The 22269-nt window shown below is 64.9% G+C and carries 18 protein-coding genes and 1 pseudogene; 8 read left to right on the top strand and 11 right to left on the bottom strand.

Translation table 11 applies throughout. From position 1 onward, the window contains the following. Nucleotides 1-7 precede the first annotated feature (7 nt). The gene (gene leuA, locus FOS14_RS06240) at nt 8-1801 is read right to left on the bottom strand and encodes a 2-isopropylmalate synthase (RefSeq protein ID WP_143769428.1); all 1794 of its coding nucleotides are present in this window, start codon (nt 1799-1801) and stop codon (nt 8-10) included. Nucleotides 1802-2068: 267 nt separating this feature from the next. On the opposite strand from leuA, the gene FOS14_RS06235 reads away from it, so the two are divergent. The 3 genes from FOS14_RS06235 (at nt 2069) to FOS14_RS06225 (ending at nt 5003) form a co-directional block, all read left to right on the top strand. Further along, complete coding sequence (locus FOS14_RS06235; protein WP_143769427.1) at nt 2069-3685, top strand: GMC oxidoreductase; 1617 nt, start codon at nt 2069-2071, stop codon at nt 3683-3685. A 161-nt stretch (nt 3686-3846) separates the two neighbouring features. Next, the gene (locus FOS14_RS06230) at nt 3847-4647 is read left to right on the top strand and encodes an ion transporter (protein ID WP_185981638.1); all 801 of its coding nucleotides are present in this window, start codon (nt 3847-3849) and stop codon (nt 4645-4647) included. After that, nucleotides 4647-5003: a hypothetical protein gene (locus FOS14_RS06225; protein WP_143769426.1), complete on the top strand. Its 357-nt coding sequence runs from the start codon at nt 4647-4649 to the stop codon at nt 5001-5003. Before FOS14_RS06230 ends, FOS14_RS06225 begins: the two co-directional genes overlap by 1 nt. Here the strand turns inward: FOS14_RS06225 and FOS14_RS06220 are convergent. Beyond that, complete coding sequence (locus tag FOS14_RS06220; RefSeq protein WP_255450108.1) at nt 5000-6205, bottom strand: low temperature requirement protein A; 1206 nt, start codon at nt 6203-6205, stop codon at nt 5000-5002. The two genes, FOS14_RS06225 and FOS14_RS06220, sit on opposite strands and share 4 nt — an antisense overlap. 111 nt (nt 6206-6316) lie before the next feature. Continuing rightward, nucleotides 6317-6934, bottom strand: coding sequence for a TetR/AcrR family transcriptional regulator (locus FOS14_RS06215; protein WP_185981637.1), 618 nt, complete (start codon nt 6932-6934; stop codon nt 6317-6319). A gap of 86 nt (nt 6935-7020) precedes the next feature. On the opposite strand from FOS14_RS06215, the gene FOS14_RS06210 reads away from it, so the two are divergent. The 4 genes from FOS14_RS06210 (at nt 7021) to FOS14_RS06195 (ending at nt 12144) form a co-directional block, all read left to right on the top strand. Continuing rightward, on the top strand, nt 7021-8586 hold the full coding sequence (locus FOS14_RS06210; RefSeq protein WP_143769424.1) for an MFS transporter: 1566 nt from the start codon (nt 7021-7023) through the stop codon (nt 8584-8586). 61 nt (nt 8587-8647) lie between these two features. Further along, on the top strand, nt 8648-9913 hold the full coding sequence (locus FOS14_RS06205) for an aspartate kinase (protein WP_143769423.1): 1266 nt from the start codon (nt 8648-8650) through the stop codon (nt 9911-9913). Nucleotides 9914-9946: 33 nt separating this feature from the next. Beyond that, nucleotides 9947-10981, top strand: coding sequence for an aspartate-semialdehyde dehydrogenase (locus FOS14_RS06200; protein WP_143769422.1), 1035 nt, complete (start codon nt 9947-9949; stop codon nt 10979-10981). A 176-nt stretch (nt 10982-11157) separates the two neighbouring features. After that, nucleotides 11158-12144, top strand: coding sequence for an LLM class F420-dependent oxidoreductase (locus FOS14_RS06195; protein ID WP_143769421.1), 987 nt, complete (start codon nt 11158-11160; stop codon nt 12142-12144). On the opposite strand, the gene modA is transcribed toward FOS14_RS06195, so the two are convergent. From modA to FOS14_RS06155, 7 genes and pseudogenes are all read right to left on the bottom strand, one after another. Next, nucleotides 12141-12911, bottom strand: coding sequence for a molybdate ABC transporter substrate-binding protein (gene modA / locus FOS14_RS06190; RefSeq protein ID WP_143769420.1), 771 nt, complete (start codon nt 12909-12911; stop codon nt 12141-12143). The two genes, FOS14_RS06195 and modA, sit on opposite strands and share 4 nt — an antisense overlap. A gap of 62 nt (nt 12912-12973) precedes the next feature. Beyond that, nucleotides 12974-13795, bottom strand: a pseudogene (locus tag FOS14_RS06185) (crotonase/enoyl-CoA hydratase family protein). Nucleotides 13796-13827: 32 nt separating this feature from the next. Next, entirely contained in the window at nt 13828-14973 is a 1146-nt protein-coding gene (locus tag FOS14_RS06180) for an acyl-CoA dehydrogenase family protein (RefSeq protein WP_143769419.1), read from the bottom strand. Nucleotides 14974-15101: 128 nt separating this feature from the next. Then, nucleotides 15102-16367 carry an HNH endonuclease signature motif containing protein gene (locus FOS14_RS06175; RefSeq protein WP_143769418.1) on the bottom strand — a complete coding sequence of 422 codons (1266 nt, stop codon included), beginning with the start codon at nt 16365-16367 and terminating at the stop codon, nt 15102-15104. Nucleotides 16368-16667: 300 nt separating this feature from the next. Beyond that, nucleotides 16668-18962, bottom strand: coding sequence for an FHA domain-containing protein (locus FOS14_RS06170; protein ID WP_255450107.1), 2295 nt, complete (start codon nt 18960-18962; stop codon nt 16668-16670). 57 nt (nt 18963-19019) lie between these two features. Continuing rightward, a complete protein-coding gene (locus FOS14_RS06165) occupies nt 19020-19232 on the bottom strand; it encodes a molybdopterin-binding protein (RefSeq protein WP_143769416.1) in 213 nt (70 codons plus the stop codon). 645 nt (nt 19233-19877) lie between these two features. Beyond that, a complete protein-coding gene (locus FOS14_RS06155) occupies nt 19878-20156 on the bottom strand; it encodes a LuxR C-terminal-related transcriptional regulator (RefSeq protein WP_143769414.1) in 279 nt (92 codons plus the stop codon). A 174-nt stretch (nt 20157-20330) separates the two neighbouring features. Here FOS14_RS06155 and FOS14_RS06150 point away from each other — a divergent pair, with 174 nt between their 5' ends. Beyond that, entirely contained in the window at nt 20331-21593 is a 1263-nt protein-coding gene (locus tag FOS14_RS06150; RefSeq protein ID WP_143769413.1) for a TetR/AcrR family transcriptional regulator, read from the top strand. On the opposite strand, the gene FOS14_RS06145 is transcribed toward FOS14_RS06150, so the two are convergent. Continuing rightward, complete coding sequence (locus FOS14_RS06145; RefSeq protein ID WP_143769412.1) at nt 21570-22229, bottom strand: TetR/AcrR family transcriptional regulator; 660 nt, start codon at nt 22227-22229, stop codon at nt 21570-21572. The two genes, FOS14_RS06150 and FOS14_RS06145, sit on opposite strands and share 24 nt — an antisense overlap. Nucleotides 22230-22269: the final 40 nt, after the last annotated feature.

The raw sequence follows: 22269 nt of genomic DNA, 5'->3' as shown, positions 1-22269 counted from the left end.
AAGTCCCTCAGCTGGCCCGGTTCACCGCCGACACCACCGCACGCAGCGACGCCGTGGTGATCGACTGCGCGATGCCGACGCCCCAGACGACCTTGTCGCCAATCGCGCATTCGACGTACGCGGCAGCCTGGGCATCGACGCCCGACCGCATGGCGTGCTCGGAGTAGTCGAGCACCCGAACGTCGATGTCGATCGAATGCAGCGCGTCCACGAACGCCGACAGCGGGCCGTCGCCGGTGCCCTGAATCTCATGCTCGACACCGTTCAATTTGACGGCCGCATCGATGGTGTCGACCCCGCCGTCGGTTTCGGACGCCGTGACCTTCTGCCGGATGCGCTCGAGCGGGGTGATCGGCGACAGGTACTCCTGTGCGAACACATCCCACATGTCCTTGGCGCTGACCTCACCGCCCTCGCCATCGGTTATCCGCTGGATGACCTGGGAGAACTCGATCTGCAGCCGGCGCGGCAGTGCCAGCCCGTGGTCGGTCTTCATGATGTAGGCGACGCCGCCCTTGCCGGACTGGGAGTTCACCCGAATGACCGCCTCGTAGTTGCGGCCGACGTCCTTCGGGTCGATCGGCAGATACGGCACCTGCCAAACCAGGTCGTCGATGTGCGAGCCGGCGTTGTCGGCGTCGGACTTCATGACGTCGAAGCCCTTGTTGATCGCGTCCTGGTGGCTCCCGGAGAACGCGGTGTAGACCAGGTCGCCGCCGTAGGGGTGGCGCTCGTGCACGGGCAGTTGGTTGCAGTACTCGACCGTGCGCCGGATCTCATCGATATCGGAGAAGTCGATCTGCGGATCCACGCCGCGGGAGAACAGGTTCATGCCGAGCGTGACCAGGCAGACGTTGCCGGTGCGCTCGCCGTTGCCGAACAGACAGCCCTCGATACGGTCGGCGCCGGCCTGGTAGCCCAGTTCGGCCGCCGCGACCGCGGTGCCGCGGTCGTTGTGCGGATGCAGCGACAGCACGATCGAGTCCCGCCGCTCCAGGTTGCGACTCATCCATTCGATCGAGTCGGCGTAGACGTTCGGCGTGGTCATCTCCACGGTCGCCGGCAGGTTGATGATCAGCGGCTTCTCGGGCGTCGGTGCGATGATCTCCGACACTGCGTTGCATACGTCGAGCGCGTAGGACAGTTCGGTGCCGGTGTAGGACTCGGGTGAGTACTCGTAACGCCAGTTGGTGTCCGGGTACTTCGTCTCCTCGGCCAGGCACTGCAGGGCGGCCTCGGTGGCAATCTTCTTGACCACGTCCTTGCCGGCCTTGAACACCACGCGCCGCTGCAGGATCGACGTCGAGTTGTAGAAGTGCACGATCACCTGTGGCGCGCCCTCGCACGCCTGGAAGGTGCGCTCGATCAACTCCGGGCGGCACTGGGTGAGCACCTGAATGGTGACATCGTCGGGAATGGCGTTGTCTTCGATGATTTCCCGGACGAACGAGTAGTCGGTCTGGCTCGCCGACGGGAATCCGACCTCTATTTCCTTGTAGCCCATGCGGACCAGCAGGTCGAACATCCGGCGCTTGCGCGCGGGGCTCATCGGGTCGATCAGGGCCTGATTACCGTCGCGCAGGTCGACAGCACACCAGCCCGGGGCGCGGTCGATGACACGATCGGGCCAAGTGCGGGCGGGCAGCGAAATCTGCTCGACCTCCTCGGCGAAAGGCCGGTAGCGAAACGTCGGCAACGACGAGTTCTTCTGCATGTTCCACGCCGGCTGGTCGGCTGGTGCAGGTTTGCTCGGTGGCGTGATGGTGCGGGGGTTAGCGGTGAAGGCGTCTGCGGGGGACATGTGATTCTCCGGTTCGATCGGTTCTCAGACGGATTCGACCGGCGCGACAAGACTCCGCGACGGGAAGCCGGTCTGAATCAGACCCCGCCGCGGCAATCGAGGAGAAGCGCCCGCTGCACGCGCCCGAGTCTACATGCGTCTGCGATTGCACCAAAGAATCACCCCGATTGCCCACTTCATGCATAGATTAGCGTGCATAACATTCCGGCAGCGTTTTGGCTTCCGGCTTGCAACACTCACCGCATCGACAGCGACGTAACAGGGGACATGGACAGACGACGATTTCTCACCGGAGCCGCAGTGGCCGTCGGCGCTGCGGCGTTTGGCGTAGGCGCCACCCCACCACCTGCCCGCGCAGACGGGCCGTGGTCGCTGGCGTTTCGGTCTTGGGTCCCCGAAATTTTCGCCCCGCTACCCGACCCGCCGCAGCACAGCGAAGCGCTGGTTATCGGGTCCGGATTCGGCGGCGCGGTCTCCGCACTGAGGTTGGCGCAGGCAGGTATTCAGACCACCGTGCTCGAGCGTGGTTCGCGCTGGCCCAATGATCCGTGGCGGGAAATCTTCACTGGCGACGATCTGCCGGACGGCCGCGGTTTCTGGCACCGCACCAGCTTCACCGGCGTCACCAAGGTAACGAAGTACTTCGAGAGCTTCGGCGGGGTGCTCGACTGCACCTCCTATCCCAACCTCGACGTCTGGCGCGGCGCTGCGGTCGGGGGTGGCTCGATCGTGTTCACCGGGGCCATGGTGATTCCGCCCCGCCAATTGTTCGACCACGTTTTCGGCGGTGTCGTGGACTACGGCGAGCTGACCAGCAGGTACTACCCGCTGGCCAAGCAGATGCTGCGCCTGTCCACGATGCCGCCCGACATCTACGGATCGGCGCCGTTTTCGCACTCCCGGATCTGGGACGAGCAGGTCCGCAAGGCGGGCTACCAGCCTGTCGCGACCGATTCGATCTTCAAGTGGGACACCATCCGCGGCGAATTGGCCGGCACCACTCGGCCGTCGGCAACCGCGGCGCGCAGCAACCTGGGCAACTCAAACGGCGCCAAGTTCGACCTGAACCAGAACTATCTGCCGTGGGCCGAAGCCACCGGCAAGGCGGGGATCTACCCCGGTCATCAGGTGGACGCCATCGGCTGGGACGGCAAGCGGTTCACCATTGACATCAGCAAGCTCTCGCCACCCGGTGACGTGGTGGCGCGGCGCACCCTCACCGCCGACAAACTCTTCCTCGGGGCAGGTTCGGTGGGCACCACCGAACTGCTGGTGCGTGCGCAGGCTACCGGCGCGCTGCCGCAACTCAACGAACACATCGGCAAGGGCTGGGGCACCAACGGCGACGTTGCGCTGGCGCGCGGGGAGAGCGCGTTGGCTGGCACCGGGCAGGGCGTGCCGTGCGCCAGCCGGATCTACGACGACCGCGGGCTGCCGACCACACTGGAAAGTTGGTACGTGCCCGGGATTCCCGTCGACGTGGGTGCCATCGCTTCGCTCGGGCTGGTGCTGGATCCGACTCGCGGCGAATTCCGCTTCGATCCCGCGTCCGGGCGGGCCGGGCTGGTGTGGCCGGAGAACGGCAACGCCGCGGCCTATCAGGTGGCCAGCGAACTCAACCACAAGATCGCCGAACGGGGTGGATCGCTGGTGGAGTACAACGCCATCGGTTACAACGCGAACGCCTCGTTTACGGCGCATCCGCTCGGCGGTGCCGTACTCGGCCGCGCCACCGACGGGTACGGCCGCGTGCACGGTTACCGCGGGCTGTATGTGATGGACGGTGCGGCGATTCCGGGCAGCACGGCGACCGCGAACCCATCGCTGACGATTACCGCGCTGGCCGAGCGAAATATCGCGGCGATCATCCGCTCCGGAGGCTGAGGGCGAGCCATGAACCGCGAAGGCGAGCGCTCGTGAGGATCGCAGCGACGAAGTCGCGAGGACCGGAGGGAGCGGGAGTCGAGCCATGAACCGCGAAGGCGAGCGCTCGTGAGGATCGCAGCGACGAAGTCGCGAGGACCGGAGGGAGCGGGAGTCGAGCCATGAATGCAGCCAGCGCCATCCAGTACCACCGCAGCTACCCCTCCGGGCCGCCGGTCCGGGTGGTCGATTGGTTCATGCTGCTGTTGGCGGTTGTCTCCGTCGGCTACCTGCTGTGGATCACGTTCTGGAATGTCGCGCCCGACACCGAGCGGCTCATCTTCCATATCGACTACGTGGTTTGCGGCATCTTCGCGCTGGAGTTTCTGTGGCGCTGGCGAAAAGCGCGCTGGAAATGGAACTATCCGTTTGCCTACTGGTACGACATCATCGGAATGATTCCGGTGTCGAGCCCGATTTTTCGCGGGTTCCGGCTCATCCGCGTTGTCGTGGTGCTCGCCCGGCTCGGCCGGGTGGCCGACCGAGTGTATGGCGAGCGCATTACGGCGGCGCTGGTCACCCGGTTCACCAAGACGATCGTGGAAACGATCAAGCGCCCGATCACCGTGGCGATGCTCGACGAGGTCACCGACGTCCTCAAGACCGGGCACTACACGCGCAATATCGCGGCGGCGCTGGATGAGAATCGCAGTGAACTAAACGACATGATGCTGGAGATGATCCTCAAGGATCCGACCACGAAGCGGCTGCGGTACTTGCCTTTTCACGGCGATCTGGTGCACTTGATCGCGGACACGACGTTCCGGATCACGTTCCAGGTGCTCGCCGACCCGCGCACCGACGAACTCATCTCCGACATGATCCGTGAGAACGTTGATCAAATCCGCGCCGCGGTGAGCGGCAGGTACCACGAGGAAGGACCGGCTGCGCCGATGGACATTTCGAAGACGAAGTCGGTGTGATGGCGGGTCAGGTTGCCGTCGCCCGCGCGTACATCGATGCCCTGGTTTCGCATGACGGCGACTCCGTCCCGTTCGCGGCCGATGCGGTGCGATACGAAATGGGCGTGAAGACCGGTCGGTCCGGGAAGCATCTGCGGCGCAGCCTTTCTCGCGGCCCGCAGTACCGGGTGATCCTCGGTGTCCGCGATCTGCAGACACGGGTGGACGGCGATGTGGTGCGCACCGTGTATCTGCTCGACGCGGGACTGTTCGGCCGACGGCTGACGACGGTCAAGATCGTCGAGGACTTCGCCATCCCGGCCGACGATCTGCGCATCCACCGCATCGACGCGAAGATCGGCAGGCCGCGCCGTTAATCCCGCTGGCCCCGGATTTCGGCACGCGTCGCGTCGTAGCGGACGGTTTCGTGGGCGATGAGGATCGTCAAAATGGCGGTCAGGATGCCGAGCCCGGCCATCGCCGGCAGCGCGGCAGCCAGCGGAATCAACACGAGAATCGCCACGATCGCGGCGATGCGATTGGTGCCCACCGCCCCGGTGGCATACCACTTGGTGAACACGAGCGCGGCGAGGTAGAGCGCAACGCCGCCGTACAGGCAGAACAACGGAATCCCGTACAGCGCGTCGGTGAGGCTGTGCAGGTGCGCGTTGCCGACGTAATTCAGCACGTCCGCCAAGCCGAGTGACACCCCGACAATGCCGATGATCATGGGTAGATGCCCAAAGCTGTAGACGTTGCGGGCCAGCTTGATCTGCCGCTGGCCCTCCGCGCTGCCGAGTTCCTGCTCGATCGCCAGCGAGGCCGTGTCGAAGTAGGCCCACCACATCAGTCCCGACACGGTCAGACCTAACAGGGACGCGACGATGATCGGCCAGGAGATCGGCAGATGGGCCACGCCCACACCGATCGACACGATGGACTCGCCGATCGCCACGATGACCATCAGTCCGTGCCGCTCCGCGAAATGACCCGGAGAGCGCAACCGCCAGCCCTCGCCGGCGAACAGGGTGCCCAGGTAGTCGCCCACCAGCGCGAGCGCCCACAGCAGGGTTTGCACCCAGCCGGAGGTTTGCGACGCGATGAGCAGCACGACCGTGCCGATCACCACGGACGGCACCCAGCGGATCACCTGCCGGCGTAGCTGCGCGTCGGAGCCGCTGATCAGCCAGAACATGGCGATGTGAATTGCCCGGATGCAGAAGTAGCCGAGCGCGAACACCACCGGACCCGACAGCCCGCCGGGCAGGTCGTCGAAGGCCTCCGGGATGGTCAACGCCGTGATGAAAGCGGCGGCCGTCGCCGCGAACATCGCTATTCGCACGATTCCCTCGTCGGCGCGCACCACGTTGCCGAGCCAGGCATAGCCGACCCACGCCCACCACAGGACCGATAGCACCAGCACGGCTCGCAGCACGTTCTTCGCGGTGGTTTGTTCGCCGAGCAGGTCGGTGACCTGGGTGATGGCATAGACGAAAACGAGGTCGAAATACAGCTCCAGCTGAGACACCGATGCGCGTTCCGGCAGGATGCGGACGCGACTGGGCCTGGTGGTGCTCACGGTCGTTTATCGTGCCACCCCCGCCCCCCGTGCGTGTTTCTTCACCGCCCGCGGTGAAGAAACACGCACGGGGGCAGGGGACGGCGGGTGCGGACGCCTACGTGGCTCCTGCTATTTGCTGATCATGGTGATCAGCTGGTCGACCACCTGCTCGCGGCTGGGCACCCCGCGACTGTGACCGATCAGGCGCGGGTGACTCACCCGCAACATACAGCTGCTGAGCAGCATGAACGCGGCAGTGTGGGGGTCGATATCGGCGCGGATCTGGCTGCCGTCTTGCAGCTTGGCCAGAAACTCGCCGATGATCCGCACGCCGCGCTGCGGTCCCAGGTCGTGCTCGCCGAGGTAGCTGGTGAGCTCCGACTTGAGCTCCGTATCTGCCTGAGCGGCAAACATGATGACCACGGCCCGCTGCAGAAATTCCTCGACGGCGGCGGTGAAACCGAGCAGCGTCGGCCGCAATTCGTCCGAGCCGGCTCCGCGCTCGCGAAATTGCGCCAGCGGCAGCAGCGCGGCCTCGAAAACGGCCGAGAGCATGCCGGCGCGGTCCTTGAAGTGGTAGAAGATGCTGCCTTCCGAAACGCCCGCCCGCTCGGCGACGGCCTTGGTGGTGAGTTTGGCGATGCCTTTTTCGTTCAGCAGGTCGTATGCCGCGGCCAGGATCTGCTCTCGGCCGCCGGTGGGCGGCCGGCCGCGGCGGGCGGGCGACGATTCGGCGACCGATGACACACCTGCATGGTATCCACTCCAGAAACTTCTTGAGTAGACACTCAGAAAGTAATATTCTGAGTGCTAACTCAGAAAAGGAGCCGCAAATGACCATCACCCAGCAGCTCGAGCGCACGCAACCGGACATCAAATGGTGGACGCTCGGCGCGGTATGCACCGGAGTGTTCATGCTGCTGCTCGACATCACGATCGTGAACGTCGCGCTACCCGACATTCAAAACCAGTTCGATGCAACGCTTTCCGGCCTGCAGTGGGTGATCGACGCCTACGCGTTGACGCTGGCAGCCTTCCTGCTCACGTCCGGGACTATCGCCGACCAGATCGGCCGCCGCAAGGTCTTCGCCGCTGGACTGGTCATCTTCACGTGCGCATCGCTGCTGTGCGGCCTGTCCACCGGCGTCACCATGCTGGCGCTGGCGCGGGCGCTCCAAGGCGTCGGCGGGGCAATCATGTTCGCCACCTCGCTCGCGCTGCTGGCGCAAGCATTCCCGCCGAAGGAGCGCGGGGTCGCTTTCGGTGTCTTCGGCGCAGTGACCGGGGTCGCCGTTGCGGTCGGTCCGGTGCTCGGCGGCGCACTGACCAGTTGGTTGTCCTGGCGGTGGATTTTCTTCGTGAACCTGCCGATCGGCATCGTGGCGCTTGCCGTCACGCTGCTGCGGGTGCGGGAGTCGCGTGATCCGGCGCGTCGCCCCGTCGACTGGGCCGGCTGCGTCACGTTCAGTGTTGCGCTGGCCGCACTCGTCTTCGGCTTGATTCGTAGCCACGCCGACGGCTGGACCTCGGCGACCGTGCTCGGCTCCTTCGTCGCTGCGGCCGTGTTGCTGATCGCATTCATCGCCATCGAATGGACCGGTCGCGCACCGATGTTCGACCTGCACCTGCTGCGGGTGCCCACGTTCAACGGCGGACTTCTTGCGGCGTGGGGGATTTCGGCGTCGCTGTTTTCGCTGCTGACCTACCTGGTGATCTATTTGCAAGGCGTGATGGGTTATTCGGCGATAGAGGTGGGTGTGCGCGTGCTGCCCATGACGCTGGCCATCTTCGTGACCGCGGGTATTGCCGGACGACTGAGCAACCTGGTGCCAGTCCGCTGGCTGATCGGTCCCGGCTTCCTGCTGGTCGGCGCCGGTCTGCTGTTGATGCGCGGCAGCGACCCGACGGCGGGCTGGATGCACTTCCTGCCGGGATTCATCGTGGCCGGCGCCGGCGCGGGCCTGATCAATGTGCCGCTCGCGTCGACCGCTGTCGGCGTGGTCACCCAAGAACGGGCCGGGATGGCGTCGGGCATCAACTCCACCTTCCGCCAGATCGGTATCGCCACCGGCGTCGCCGCGCTCGGCAGCATCCTGGCCGCGCGGTTGAAGGACAGCGTGGTGGCCAGTCTGGCCGGTACCCCGGTCGGCACCCATGCGCAGGCGATTGCTGACGCGGTGAGCAACGGTCAAACGAAGGCCGCCCTCGGTGGCGTGCCGCCACAGTTGCGCGGGGTAGTCGGGCAGGCGGCCGCGCACGGTTACGCGTCGGCGCTGGACACAATCCTGCTGATCGGCGCCGTCGTCGCGTTTGTGGTGGCAGTCGGGGTGATCGCGACGATCCGCCAGCGGGATTTCCTCGAGGCACACGAGGGTGACGAAGCCTGGGCGGTTGGGTGAGCCCGCGCCTCGGTAGGCTGTCTAGCTGAATCTTGCTTGCCGATCCGAAAGGTAGACCCGCGTGGCTCTGGTGGTCCAAAAGTACGGCGGATCCTCGGTGGCCAGCGCCGAACGAATCCGGCGGGTCGCCGAGCGAATCGTGGAGACCAAGAAGCAGGGACACGACGTCGTTGTCGTGGTTTCCGCGATGGGCGACACCACCGACGAGCTGCTCGACCTGGCTCGGCAGGTGTGCCCGGCACCGCCGGCGCGCGAGATGGACATGCTGCTCACCTCGGGGGAGCGGATCTCGAATGCGCTGGTGGCCATGGCAATTCACTCGCTCGGCGCCGAGGCCCGCTCCTTCACCGGTTCGCAGGCCGGTGTGATCACCACCGGCGCGCACGGCAACGCCAAGATCATCGACGTGACGCCTGGCCGGGTGCGCGACGCGCTGGACCAGGGCTCAATCGTGCTGGTCGCGGGCTTCCAGGGCGTCAGCCAGGACAGCAAGGACATCACCACGCTCGGTCGTGGCGGCTCCGACACCACGGCGGTGGCGCTGGCCGCCGCGCTGAGAGCAGACGTCTGCGAGATCTACACCGACGTCGACGGCGTCTTCAGCGCCGACCCGCGCATCGTGAAGGACGCGCAGCGGCTCGAAAGCGTGTCGTTCGAGGAAATGCTCGAGATGGCCGCGTGCGGCGCCAAGGTCCTGATGCTGCGCTGTGTCGAGTACGCACGCCGGTACGGGGTGAAGGTGCACGTCCGGTCGTCGTACACCGATAAGCCCGGAACCATTGTTTTCGGATCGATGGAGGACATTCCAGTGGAAAACGCCATCCTCACCGGCGTTGCGCACGATCGCGGCGAGGCAAAGGTCACGGTCGTCGCCCTGCCCGACGAACCCGGCTACGCGGCGAAGGTATTCCGCGCGGTCGCCGACGCCGAGATCAACATCGACATGGTGCTGCAGAACATCTCCAAGATCGAGACCGGCAAGACCGACATCACCTTCACCCTCCCGAAGACCGACGGACCCCGCGCCGTCGAGAAGCTCGCCGCCCTGCAGGACGAGATCGGGTTCACGCAGGTGCTTTACGACGATCACATCGGCAAGGTGTCGCTCGTCGGCGCCGGCATGAAGAGCCACCCGGGCGTTACCGCCACCTTCTGCGAAGCGCTCGCGAACGCGGGCATCAACATCGACCTGATCTCCACCTCGGAAATCCGGATTTCGGTGCTGGTCAGCGACACGGAATTGGACGACGCCGTGCGGGCGTTGCATGAGGCGTTCGACCTCGGCGGTGAGGAAGAGGCCGTGGTGCACGCAGGGACGGGAAGATAATGGGCGAGCGCAGCGACGAGGGAATGTAACAGCATGGGTGTACGGGTAGGCGTCGTCGGCGCGACCGGTCAGGTCGGTGCCGTCATGCGAAAGCTGTTGGAGCAGCGCAACTTCCCCGCAGACGAGGTGCGCTTTTTCGCGTCGGCGCGCTCGGCCGGCAAGAAGTTGCCATGGCGCGGCGGCGAGGTCACCGTCGAGGACACCGAAACTGCCGACCCGACGGGTCTCGACATCGCCCTGTTCTCCGCCGGCGCAACGATGTCGCGGGTGCAGGCGCCGCGGTTTGCGGCCGCCGGTGTCACGGTGATCGACAACTCGTCAGCGTGGCGCAAGGACCCCGACGTGCCGCTCGTGGTCAGCGAGGTCAACCCCGAGCAGGCGTTCGGGCTGGCAAAAGGCATCATCGCCAACCCGAACTGCACCACCATGGCCGCCATGCCGGTGCTCAAGCCGCTGCATGACGAGGCTGGGCTCGAGCGACTGGTCGTGTCGAGTTACCAGGCCGTCTCCGGTAGTGGGCTGGCCGGTGTCGAAGAACTGGCCTCCCAGGTGCGCGCCGTGGTCGGTGAGGCAGAGAAGTTGGTGCACGACGGCAGTGCGGTGCAGTTTCCGGCGCCGGATAAGTACGTTGCGCCGATCGCGTTCAACGTGCTGCCGCTGGCCGGGTCGATCGTGGACGATGGTAGCGGCGAGACCGACGAAGACCAGAAGCTGCGCAATGAGAGCCGCAAGATCCTCGGGATCCCGCAACTGCGGGTCAGCGGGACCTGCGTGCGGGTGCCGGTATTCACCGGGCACTCGTTGTCTATCAATGCCGAATTCGCGCAGCCGTTGTCAGTGGCCCGCGCCCAGGAACTGCTCGGTGGGGCTCCGGGTGTGAAATTGGTGGACGTGCCGACGCCGTTGCAGGCCGCGGGAATCGACGAGTCGCTGGTCGGTCGTATCCGCCAGGACCCGGGCGTTCCGGATGGGCGCGGGCTCGCGCTGTTCGTCTCGGGCGACAACCTGCGAAAGGGTGCGGCGCTCAACACCATTCAAATCGCCGAGGTGCTGCTGCGCGGGCAGTAATCAGAGCAGTCCCCACCAATAGAACAGGGTGGCCAGTATCCAAACGATCGCTGTCTCCACGTGACGTCCCTCCTTACAGCCCCTACCCAAATCATCCCTGCTTGAATCCGTGCGCGTAACGCATCGTTTTCATCACGGATGCGCCGGGTATTCGGGAGGGGAGCTGAGGAGGGCGGATGACCAGGTTCGGCTATACCCTGATGACGGAGCAGAGCACCCCGAAGGAGCTTGTGCAGCAGGCTGTTTCGGCAGAGCGGTCAGGGTTCGACTTCGCCGTCAGTAGCGACCATTTTTCGCCATGGCTCACCAGTCAGGGGCATGCACCGTACGCGTGGAGCGTGCTCGGTGCGGTGGCCCAAGCCACCAGCCGCATGGACCTGATGACGTACGTGACGTGCCCGACCGTGCGCTATCACCCCGCCGTCATCGCGCAGAAGGCCGCGACCATGCAACTGCTCTCCGACGGCCGATTCACCCTCGGCTTGGGCAGTGGGGAGAACCTCAACGAACACGTTGTCGGGAAGGGCTGGCCCGGTATCGACACTCGGCAGGACATGTTGGTCGAGGCCGTGCAGATCATTCGGGAGCTTTTCACCGGCAGCCTCGTCGACTGGCACGGCGAGCACTTCAAGGTCAGCTCGGCACGGATCTGGGATCTGCCGGAGCAACCGGTTGCTATCGGAGTGGCGGTGTCCGGGACGGAACTGGTCGACCGGTTAGCTGTGTTGGCCGACCACATGATTGCGGTCGAGCCGAACGGCGAACTCGTCAAAGCGTGGCATCATGCCCGGCGGCCGGCCACCGGCCTTGCTGATGCCGGTCGCGTGGTCGGGCAGATTCCGATCTGTTGGGATCCCGACCGCGATGCGGCCATCAAGCGTGCGCACGAACAGTTCCGGTGGTTCGCCGGCGGGTGGCCGGTCAACGCGGAACTGTCGACGCCGGCCGGGTTCGCGGCCGCAACACAGTTCGTGCGGCCCGAGGACGTTGCGTCCAACATTCCGTGCGGACCGGACCTGGACGCGATCGTCGAACAAGTCAGCGCCTTCTGGAAGGCCGGATTCACCGATGTCGCGCTCGTGCAGATCGGGCACGGTACCCACGACGAGTTCTTTGCCAAGGCGGCAGAGCCGTTACTGGAAAAGTTGCGGGCCGCTGACTAACTCGGCGCCTGGAATCCGGCTTTTCCAAGAGTGGCTTGTCCCTGCGGGCTGGTGACCAGCGCGATGAAGGCTGCGGCGGTGGCCTTGTTGTGTGACTGATTCAGTTCGGCGATGGGGTAGGTGTTCACCGCGCCCGCGGACTGCGGGAAATTGACGGTAGTGACCTTGTTCCCGGCGGACGCGGCGTCGGTGACGTACACCAGCCCCGCATCGGCCTGCCCGGACGTGACCTTGCCCAGCACATCGGTGACGGACGATTCCTCGCTGACCGGGTGCAATTGGGTGTGCGTCGAATCTTCGACCTTCTTGGTCGCGGACCCGCATGGCACCTGCGGAGCGCAAACGACTACGAGCAAGCCTTGCTGCGCGAGGTCGGCAAAGGAGCGAATGTGCTTGGGATTTCCGGGTTCCGTCACGATGGTGAGGGTGTTTTTGGCGAAGTTCACTGGTGCGCCGTCGACGAGTTTGGCGTCGACCGCCTTGGTCATGTTCGGCACATCAGCGGAGGCGAACACGTCGGCCGGGGCGCCCTGGGTGAGCTGCGTGACCAGATCCGACGAGCCCGCAAAACTGAAGGCGACGTTCGTGCCCGGATGAGCTGACTCGAACTGGTGCCCGAGGTCGGTGAACGTCTGCTTCAGCGAGGCCGCGGCAAAGACCGTGATGTCTCCGTGCGCGCTCGCGGAGCTCGGAGCGGACGTTTTGTCGCTCGAACATCCCGCGATCGCCGCGAGCGCCACCAGACCGACGACTGCGTATCTCGACATGCGAGCATCATATTGGTCCGCAGTATCGGATAGATGGCTGGTTCAGCTCCGCATTAGCGGAATTACTCCCCCTTCCAGTGTGGTGGCCGCTTTTCCGCGAATGCGCGCATGCCCTCTTTGGCGTCGGCGCTGGAGAACAGTCGGCCCATTTCGGAGGTTGTGCGCGTCCAGTCCGCTTCCTCCGCGGGAATCGCGCCATCCGTGATGCCAGCCGCGATGCGCTTGCTGACCTGGACCGCCACTGGCGCGTTCTCGACGATCAGATCGGCGAGCGCGAACGCCTCGTCCAGCAGTCGATCGGCGGGGACGACGCGATTGACCAAGCCCAACTGCAGTGCGCGTTCGGCCGATATTGGTTGGCCGGTGAGCATCGCCTCCATGGCGACCTTCGGCGGGATCTGCCGCCCAAGCCTGAATGCCCCACCGGCCGCGGCGACCAGGCCGCGTTTGACCTCGGGCAGCCCAAAGGCAGCAGTCTCGGCGGCTACCGCGAGATCGCTGGCCAACACCAGTTCGGTTCCGCCGCCAAGGGCAAATCCGTTGACGGCGGCGATAATCGGCTTTGATATCGCGTGCTAGACGAACCCGGCGAAGCCCCACCGCTCGGCGCGCGGATCGGTCAGAAACACTCCACGCGCCGCTTCTTTGAGATCCTGGCCGGCGCAGAAGGACTTGTCGCCCGCGCCGGTGATGATGACGACCCACACATCGTTGTGCTCGTCGGCGTAGTCGAGTGCCTCGCCGATGCCAAGGCTGACCGCGGCGTTGACCGCGTTGCGCGCCTCTGGTCGGTTGATCGTCACCAGCAGGACGCGTCCGCGCTGCTCGGCGAGGACGGCACCGTCGCCGCCGATGGAGATGCCGTTGGTTCCAGTCTCGGTCATGACTGCCAAGTTAACAGAAATTCACGATGATGCTAGAGCCCATACGTCTTGCCAATGATGTCGCGCTGGATTTCGCTCGTGCCACCGAAGATGGTCGACACCAGCGCGCCACGGACGTGGCGTTCCATGTCGAACTCGGTGGCGTAGCCGTAGCCGCCCATCATCTGCATTCCGGCCAGCGAGACCTTCTGCGCGGTTTCCGTCGCCTTCAGTTTGGCCATCGACGCTTCACGTGCGAGCATCCGGTCGGGGTATGCATCCGCTTCCCGGGCAACGCTGTACACCAGCAGCTTCGTGCATTCGATCTCCGTGGCGAGGTCGGCGATTCGATGCCGCAGGGCCTGGAACGAGCCGATCGGGCGGCCGAACTGCTTGCGCTGAGTCACGTAGGCGAGCGTGTCGGCGAAGGCGCGTTCGGCGGCGCCGAGACTCATCGCGGCGAGGACGAGCCGTTCGAAATTCAGGCCCGTCATCAATTGACGCCAACCGTTGTCCACCTCCCCGACAACCGAGTCCTCTGGGAGCAGGCAGTCGCTGAAGTAGAGGTCGTTGGTCTCCTTTTGTCCGCCCATTAACTCGATCGGGACGATGGTCAGCCCGTCGATTCCGGCCGGCACCTGAAACATGGTCAGGCCCTCGTGCTTGTTCTGGCCTCGACTGGTCCGAGCAACAAGCAAGATGTTCTCCGAGATGCGAGCGTTGGAACACCACGTCTTCTGGCCGTTGATCAGCCAGCCGTCGGCGGTCTTTTCGGCTTTGCATTTCAGATTGCCGACGTCGGATCCCGCCTCCGGCTCGGACATCGAAATCGATTGTGAGGCACCGCGAACAATGCCTCGCAAGACGTTGTCCTTCTGGGCCGCGCTGCCGAATCGGGTAAAGGCGCCGCCAGTGATCAGCGTCGGGCCGATCGCGCCCACCGGTGCCATGCCGCGGGCGATCTCGGAGAGCAGGATGCACATGTCGACCATCGACCCGTCCGATCCGCCGTACTCCTCGGGGATGGTGACGCCGAGCCAGCCGAGTTTCGCCATCTTCTCGTAGAGGGCCTGGTTGTGTGGTTCGGCTCCGTTCTTGGTCAGCGCGTCGCGCTTTTCCCGTGTGCCCGCCTCCCGCTGGCAGAACTCGGCGATCGCGCTGGCGAAATCCCGCTGCTCCGAGGTGAATTCGACGCCCATGTCTGGCTCCTTCTTTCGGCGTGCGTGTTGCCCCACCTGTCTCGACGGTGCTACCTCCCACATAAGTTAACGATGATTCGCGTAAAATGCTAGTGTTTACCCACGTTCGAGGTGCCGGCAGATCGCCATCATGCGGCCGCCGGTCTTCGTCGTCGGTTGTGAGCCGGGATGGGTTTTCGGTCGGGGTCGAGGGTTTTCGGTGGGATGAACCAGGGGTGGCCGTCCTCGCCGAGGAAAACCTGCCAGGTGCCGCGGTGGATCATGCGGTGATGTGCTCGGCACAGGAGCACCATGTTGTCGAGTTTCGTTTCACCACCATCGATCCACTCGCGGACATGATGGGCATCGCACCAGTGCGGTGGGCGCCCGCAGCCGGGTACCGCGCAGCCGTCGTCGCGCACGATAAGTGCTTTGCGGATGGCGGGGGTGACGAGGCGTTCGCTGCGCCCGACATCCAACGGCACCCGGTTGCCGTCGACCACGACCACGGTGACCTCGCAGTCACAGGCCAGCATCTGGGCGACCTGGCGTGACACCGACCCGGTCCAGGACAGGTGAAACGGCCACCGAGTGTCTTTCACGCGCCCGGCCTCGTCGACGAACGTGGCCTTGCCCACCAAGTCTTTGGCTTCGGCGACCAGCATCACCTGCGCCCGCCCCACCCCACCACCACCGCGACCACTCAACTGCGCATCCAAGAGGTCGCTGAGGGCGTCGGCGCGGCGCTGCGACGCCGAGCGGGGGTCGGGTTCCCCGTCCGGTCCCGGGCGCGGCGCGGCGAGGGGTTCGAGGACCGACCGCAGCTTTTCGAAGGTGAGTTTGTCCAGGTCGGCGCGTAGTTTGCCGCGCCCGTCACGGCCGGTGCCGTAGTCGAGGCGGTTGAGTTCGGGGTCCTCGGCGACCGGCTCGCGCTCCGGCGCGTGGCTCAACACCAGGTCGCGGCCGGTTTCGCGCACCGCCGCCGGAGTCCCGGCCAAAGCCACCTCGACCAACTGCTGTTCGGCCGCACCCACATCCGCGGCCGGACACGCTCGCTGCAGGGCGCTGATCGCCGCCACGATCGCCTCGGCGTGCACCGCGGAAATCTCCCCCTGCCGTAAAGCCGCGGCCATGACCGGCAACGTCCCCAGCGAGCGGGCCACCGCGACCTGTCGTTTCGCCGCGGCGGGATCCACCCGCCCGGAATCGGCCAGCCACCCCGCCGTCGACGTCGCCCCCAGCTCCCCGGCCAGGCCGCGGTTTTCCATCCCGGCCAGCAAGCGCGCCTGCACCCCGGCCAACACGTTGTGCGCCTGCGTCACCTTCGCGATCGAATCAAGAACCTGCTGATCGGTCAGCTCATCGACCGCCAGCAGCGACCACTGCTGCAGCTGTTCGGGGTCGATGATCACCATGCATCGAACATACCTTCGACCACCGACACATTCACCCCTCACCAGCACCGCCGCGCGCGAATTCGCGCCTCCGCTCGTGAATTTGCCGAACGGCACGTCGCCGGTGTCGGCAGCTTTTCCACGAACAGGCGACGACTCACGAAAGCCACGCGCCCGGCTTAACTTCCTACCGGACTCTGCAGCCACGCCCAGTCGACCCCGGCCAACCGCCCGATGAACCCGAACGTTCCCAGCACCGCCGCGCGCAAAGTAGGACCGCCGCGCGCGAATTCGCGCTGCCGTACCACCTTCGGCAACCCGCTACTTCCGAGCGCGCAGCCGAACCAGCACAACCGCTCCGAAGACGATGGTCAATCCGGCCAGCGCGCCAAGATCGAGTAGCCAATAGTGCAGGCTGTGCGTCCACAGATCGTCTTTGTGCGAGTGGGTGATCGTCTGCAGGTCGATAGTTGATGCGGCGCTTGCGAATCCCCACCGCGCCGGGAAGAACCACGATGCCTGCGCCAGCCCCGAGCGACCACTGACCGTGATGAGGCCGCCGCACATGACCAATTGCGTCATGATCATGACCACGAGCATTGGCATGACCTGCTCGCTCGTGCGGGCGATCGAGGACATCAGCAGACCCAGAAACACGCAACTGCATGCGGTCGCGGCAATGTCGATGAACAGTTCCGCCGTCCCCGACCCGATGATCACGCCTCGTGGTGGTGGGGGCTTGACCGCAGTGACCGTGAGGATCAGTGCAATCGATTGCAGAATCGCGGCAACCCAAAACACGAGCGCTTTCGCCAGAAAGTAGGCGGTGGACGACAAGCCAACCGCGCGCTCCCGCAAGTAGATTGCGCGTTCGCCCACCAGGTCGCGAATCGAGAGCGTCGCGCCCATAAAGCACGCGCCGAGCACCAGCATGATCAACAACTGGTACGCCTCGTTGAACGAATTCGGGGCGGCCGGCCCGAAGCCAGACGTTCCTGGGACCAGCAATGACAAGCCGCCCAGCACGAAGGGCACTGCGATGAGGAACAGCAGGTAACCGGTGTCGGCGAAAATCAGCCGGGCTTGCCGTCGGGCAAGCGTAATCGCCTGTAGCCCAATTCCTGTCGAGCGCTGCGATACCGGCATCCCACGGCCCGGCGGCACCATCGGCCGTTTCGGCGTTTCCGTGCGCCCGGCGAGATATCGCGCATGGGCAACGTCGGGACTGTTACTGACAAAAGCGAAGATATCGGCCCATTCGGTCGTGCCGAATGTGTCCGCCAGCGCTTGCGGATGACCGGAGTAGGCCACGACTCCGCCTGGCGCCAACAAGAGCACCCGGTCGCACATGTCGAGGTTTGCCACGGTATGGGTGATCACCAGCACGATTCGGCCGGAGTCGGCTAGCTCGCGCAGCATCATCATGACCTGCCGGTCCAGGTGGGGGTCGAGGCCGCTGGTGGGTTCGTCGAGGATCAGAAGTGTTGGGCTGGTGAGCAACTCGAGTGCCACGTTCGCGCGTTTGCGCTGACCACCCGAGAGGTGGTCGATTCGGGTGTCGGCATGTTCGGTCAACGCGAGTTCCGCGAGCGTTCCGTTGATCACGGCCTCGCGGTCCGCGCGCGAAGTATCGGGCGGCAATCGCAATCGCGCGGCGTATCGAAGCGCCTGCCGGACGGTCAGCAGACGGTGAATGACCTCGTCTTGGGGAACCAGACCGATGCGGCGTTGCAGCGCATCATAATTTTGGTGCAGGTCGTGTCCTTCGAAGTCCACCCGTCCGGCGGTGGGACGCGCCAGGCCCGAAGTCACTTTCGCCATGGTTGACTTGCCGGCTCCCGACGGGCCCACAACAGCGGTCAGCATCCCGGGACGAAACTCGGCCGAGACGGCGCTGAGCAGCTTCTTCCCCGAAATCGCGTAGTCGATCGAATCCAGTTGCACGCCAACAGATTCACTACCGCGTTGGCGCTGCCGCAGCGCGCCCTCGACGATCGTGAAGTCGGTATTGCCGACCGTCAGCACGTCGCCTTCGTGCAGCACGGCGCGTCGAACGCGAACGCCGTTCACGTATGTCCCGTTGCTACTGCCGAGGTCATCGATTGCCAGCGCGCCGCCGTCGTTCACCAACCGCGCATGGCGGCGCGACACCAACACGTCTTCGACTCGAACCCCACAGCCAGCTTCTCGACCGATCTCCAGGCCTTGCGTGGGCATGCGAGTGGGTCGACTCACGGGCGCCTCGCGCATCGGACGCCGAACCGGCGGAAGATCACCCGTCCGCGCACGCTGCGTCAGTTGGTGCACCGGCGCGGGAATCATCGTGAGTTCGACACCTGCGCGGGGGTTGCCGAGGAATATCGAGGTCGGACGCTCGATAAGCCGCGGTTGGTCTATCCGCGTCGAGTCGACGTACACCCCATTTGCGCTGCCCGCATCGGCGACATACCAGCCGTTGTCCCAGTACACCGTCGCATGCGAGCGAGATACGCCCGGACGGTCGACGATGAGTCGGTTTCGTGACGCCCGGCCGATCGTGACTGCCGATCTGGCGTCGAACTCGCGCCGCGTCCCGAGCGCGTCGATCGTGATTCGTGGCGCCGGCACAGCTGACACGGCCCTGTGCATCTCCCTTGACGAGCGGTTTGCGCTGCAGAGCGCCTACCGCGAGGGTTAATCAACGCCGAGCATGACCTCGGTCGACTTGATGAGGGCGGTTACGGCCTGCCCTGGGGATAGCCCGAGTTCCTCGACTGCCTCTTTGGTTATTGAGGCGGTGAGAACTTGTTCGCTGCCATCGAGTTTCACTTTGACGGTCGCCATCACGGTGCCGACATTGATGTCGGTAATGGTGCCCGCGAGCTGATTGCGCGTCGACAGGCGCATTGGGCGGCTCCTGGAGAGGTTTTAACGACCTTTTGACAATAGGCCGTTTACGGCACAAACGCGGCTATATCTTCAACTCTCGGTGTGGGTTTCGTACCATCGAAGAATGAGGCCAATCATCCGATTGGTGCTGGCTGGCCTTGTAATGGTTGCCCTGTCGATCGTCACCGGATGCGCGGGCAACCAAGGCTCAACATCGCCCAGCACGTCATCAACGACAAGGCGGTCGGCGGTGACGACCGCCCCTAATCCGCAAGCGCCGGCCATCCCGCTGGCTCCGGCCGCGACGCCAACACTCGCGCCAGCTCCGGCTGCGACTGCAACCCTCGCGCCAACTGCGCCAGCTGCGCCAACTGCGCCCGCGGCCCCGGTGGCCCCGCAGACCCAGGCGCCCCTTCCACTGACGACTGCTGCGGTGCCGCTGCAAACCGCCCCACCGAGAACGTCGGCAGTTCCGCTCACCAAGGCCCCGCCCAGAACGTCGGCCGTTCCACTGGTACCGCTACCTCCTGCAGCCCCGTTGACACCGCCAGCCGAGCCGTTGACGGAAGCGCCGCTACCGCTGACCGAGGCTCCTCCGCCGACAGAGCCGCCCGACAATCTGGCTCCGCTGAACCCGGCGACCGACTCGCCGTAACCGAGGCGCTAGAGATCCTCGATACGCAATAGCCCGTCCTGCAGAAAACGGGCCAGCAGGGCCGCTTTCGTCGGTGCCGGACGACCGACGCTCGCGTATTTGATGCGCACGCGCGCGACGTGGGTGTTAATCGTGCCTACGGCGAGAAACAGCGCCTGGCATACCTCGTGCTTGGATTCGCTGCGCAACCAGGCCGAAACCACCTCAATCTCGCGCTTGCTCAATACCGGCCTGTCGCTGCCGTTGCGCCCCACCCCGATTGGGCCGTTCCATGTCGACACGCTCATCGCGTGGTCCTCATTCCCTCCGTGCCTGCCCACCTCTTGGCAGTTCCTTGGCAAAGATATGACGTGGTCCTGGCGTCAGGTCACTATCAGGGCTGCGAACAACGGCGTATCAGTCGAGACCATTCAGTATCATTTGCTGGTCGCGCGTCGAACCGAGAAGAGGGGGCAACGCCGATGAAACCCGCTGACGGCAGCGCCGAGCAGTTAGTCGATTCCGGTATCGCGCTGATGATTGCTGACCCACAGCAACTTCTCGAACGCGGGCTCAACATCGAACGCGCCTTCCAGCGTGCCCAAGTTTCCAGAGCGACCTTCTACCGGCGCTTCCCCACCAAGCAGCGATTCCTTGATGAGGTGGTGGAGGACTTGATCAAGACGTCTCGGCTTGCGCCGGCGGCCGTCAGCGCCGTTGTGCAACAGGCTTGGACAACTTGCCGTCCGGATGTGCGACGCTTCGTTCAGACGTTGGCGGACAACTATTCCGACGTCGCGACATCTCACGACAACATCACCCGGCAGTTGCTGGCCGTGCTGTTCGGTAGGACCAGTGCGCAAGGCCGGCGCGCGGTCAGCGCCAGCTATGAAAGCCGCGACGCAGCGGTTCGCGACGCGTTGGAAACCGTGCTCAGCGAGACCGGCGCCACCGTGCACAAACCATTTACTACGCAGTCGTTCGGCACCGTCATCACCGCAGTTGTGGATGGCATGCTCCTGCGCCAGCATGTCGACCCCGACGCGGTACCCGAGGGTTTGCTGTCCGACGTCATTCTGGCCGTGACGAACGCGGTGCTGAGCGCCTCCCACGACCATCGGCACCTGTACGGAACGCTCGATGCGCTCGCTCCCAAGTCTGTCGCGACGACGGTTCCGCGAGATCCGCGTGCCGCCTTGATCGACGCGGCGCGCGACGAGTTCGGGCGCTGTGGCTACTTTCCCGCCAGATACGAGTCGATCGCCGCCAATGCGGGAGTGAACCTGCACACCGCCCGCCGACTGTTCCCGACCAAGACGCACATCATCGCCGGAGCGCTGCGGTCGCACTATGAGAAGCTGCGCACCGCCATCGATGACGACACCCTGATCGGGCTGGACGAAGTCGCAATATTGCACCACCACTTCGCCCGCTGCGCACAACTTGTCGCCGACGAAACGGCATTGATGGATGCGCTCATCCTTGCCGTCGCCCACGACACCTACAGCGAGCCCGACGGGATGCTCGCGATCAAGAAGGAAATCAATATTCCCGGGCTGATCGTGCCGGTTATCGAGGCGGGACAACGTAACCGGCTTTTCACGGCCAGCTATTCGGCTCAGGAGCTTGGCGCCATGCTGACGAATTCACTTTTGCTGCGCTGCTTTACGCGTCGCCATCTGAGCCCGGAAGAGAACGCGACGTTCGCCAGCGAGGTGCTGCTAGGTGGAATCCGGCTGGGGTGAGGTACTTGGTGCCTGGGTCTGCGTGAAGAGCGTGAACATCGCCCGCAACTCCGCCGCGGTGGGGGTGGGCAGGCTGTCGCGGCCGTGAACGAATCCGATGCCCGCGAAGGTGAGCGCACCGGCACGAATGCGCGCTTGCTGGGTGTCGAAACCGAGTTCACGCAACGCGTCGTAGATGATCTTGAAGATCCGCCGATCGAGCGCGCGCACCGACGCCGCGACCTTCTCGTTGGTGCGGGCCCATTCACGGACCGCCACCTCGACCACCCAGGTGCGTTCGACGAGGATCGACGCCATTCGTTCCAGTCGTTCGGCGACCGGCATAGAGTCGATCTTGTCCAGTCCGCGCACCACGTCGTTCTGCGCTGCGCACCAGCGCTCGGCGGTGGCCTCGATCAGTTGCGAGATGTCGGAGAAGTGCCAGTAGAAGCTGCCCTTCGTCACACCGAGCGTTTCGCATAACCGGGCACTGCGCACGGCGGCAACGCCCTCGCGGACTATCAGCTCGAACGCCGCATCGATCCAGTCGTCGACAGTCAGCCGAGTCGACGCGCGACCGCGCCCCCGGCCACCCGTTTCCGGCCGGGGGAGGGACGGCACGTTTTCGGCGTCCGTCTTGCTCGGAGAGTCGGCCATAAACACGACCATACCATTTTGTACGGAACACCGTATATAT

The sequence above is a fragment of the Skermania sp. ID1734 genome, from assembly GCF_007489285.1.
In the GTDB taxonomy this organism is placed as follows: Bacteria; Actinomycetota; Actinomycetes; order Mycobacteriales; family Mycobacteriaceae; genus ID1734.
Note: the sequence above shows the minus strand (reverse complement) of the source record. Positions and strands in the feature narration are given on the sequence as shown.

Excerpts from the sequence above, each read along its gene's own strand:
- FOS14_RS06200 (WP_143769422.1), top strand. The coding sequence starts at position 9,947 with ATGGGTGTACGGGTAGGCGTCGTCGGCGCGACCGGTCAGGTCGGTGCC.
- modA (WP_143769420.1), bottom strand. The coding sequence starts at position 12,911 with ATGTCGAGATACGCAGTCGTCGGTCTGGTGGCGCTCGCGGCGATCGCG.
- leuA (WP_143769428.1), bottom strand. The coding sequence starts at position 1,801 with ATGTCCCCCGCAGACGCCTTCACCGCTAACCCCCGCACCATCACGCCA.
- FOS14_RS06155 (WP_143769414.1), bottom strand. The coding sequence starts at position 20,156 with ATGAGCGTGTCGACATGGAACGGCCCAATCGGGGTGGGGCGCAACGGC.
- FOS14_RS06235 (WP_143769427.1), top strand. The coding sequence starts at position 2,069 with ATGGACAGACGACGATTTCTCACCGGAGCCGCAGTGGCCGTCGGCGCT.
- FOS14_RS06165 (WP_143769416.1), bottom strand. The coding sequence starts at position 19,232 with ATGCGCCTGTCGACGCGCAATCAGCTCGCGGGCACCATTACCGACATC.
- FOS14_RS06225 (WP_143769426.1), top strand. The coding sequence starts at position 4,647 with ATGGCGGGTCAGGTTGCCGTCGCCCGCGCGTACATCGATGCCCTGGTT.
- FOS14_RS06230 (WP_185981638.1), top strand. The coding sequence starts at position 3,847 with ATGAATGCAGCCAGCGCCATCCAGTACCACCGCAGCTACCCCTCCGGG.
- FOS14_RS06210 (WP_143769424.1), top strand. The coding sequence starts at position 7,021 with ATGACCATCACCCAGCAGCTCGAGCGCACGCAACCGGACATCAAATGG.
- FOS14_RS06195 (WP_143769421.1), top strand. The coding sequence starts at position 11,158 with ATGACCAGGTTCGGCTATACCCTGATGACGGAGCAGAGCACCCCGAAG.
- FOS14_RS06150 (WP_143769413.1), top strand. The coding sequence starts at position 20,331 with ATGAAACCCGCTGACGGCAGCGCCGAGCAGTTAGTCGATTCCGGTATC.
- FOS14_RS06180 (WP_143769419.1), bottom strand. The coding sequence starts at position 14,973 with ATGGGCGTCGAATTCACCTCGGAGCAGCGGGATTTCGCCAGCGCGATC.
- FOS14_RS06175 (WP_143769418.1), bottom strand. The coding sequence starts at position 16,367 with ATGGTGATCATCGACCCCGAACAGCTGCAGCAGTGGTCGCTGCTGGCG.
- FOS14_RS06145 (WP_143769412.1), bottom strand. The coding sequence starts at position 22,229 with ATGGCCGACTCTCCGAGCAAGACGGACGCCGAAAACGTGCCGTCCCTC.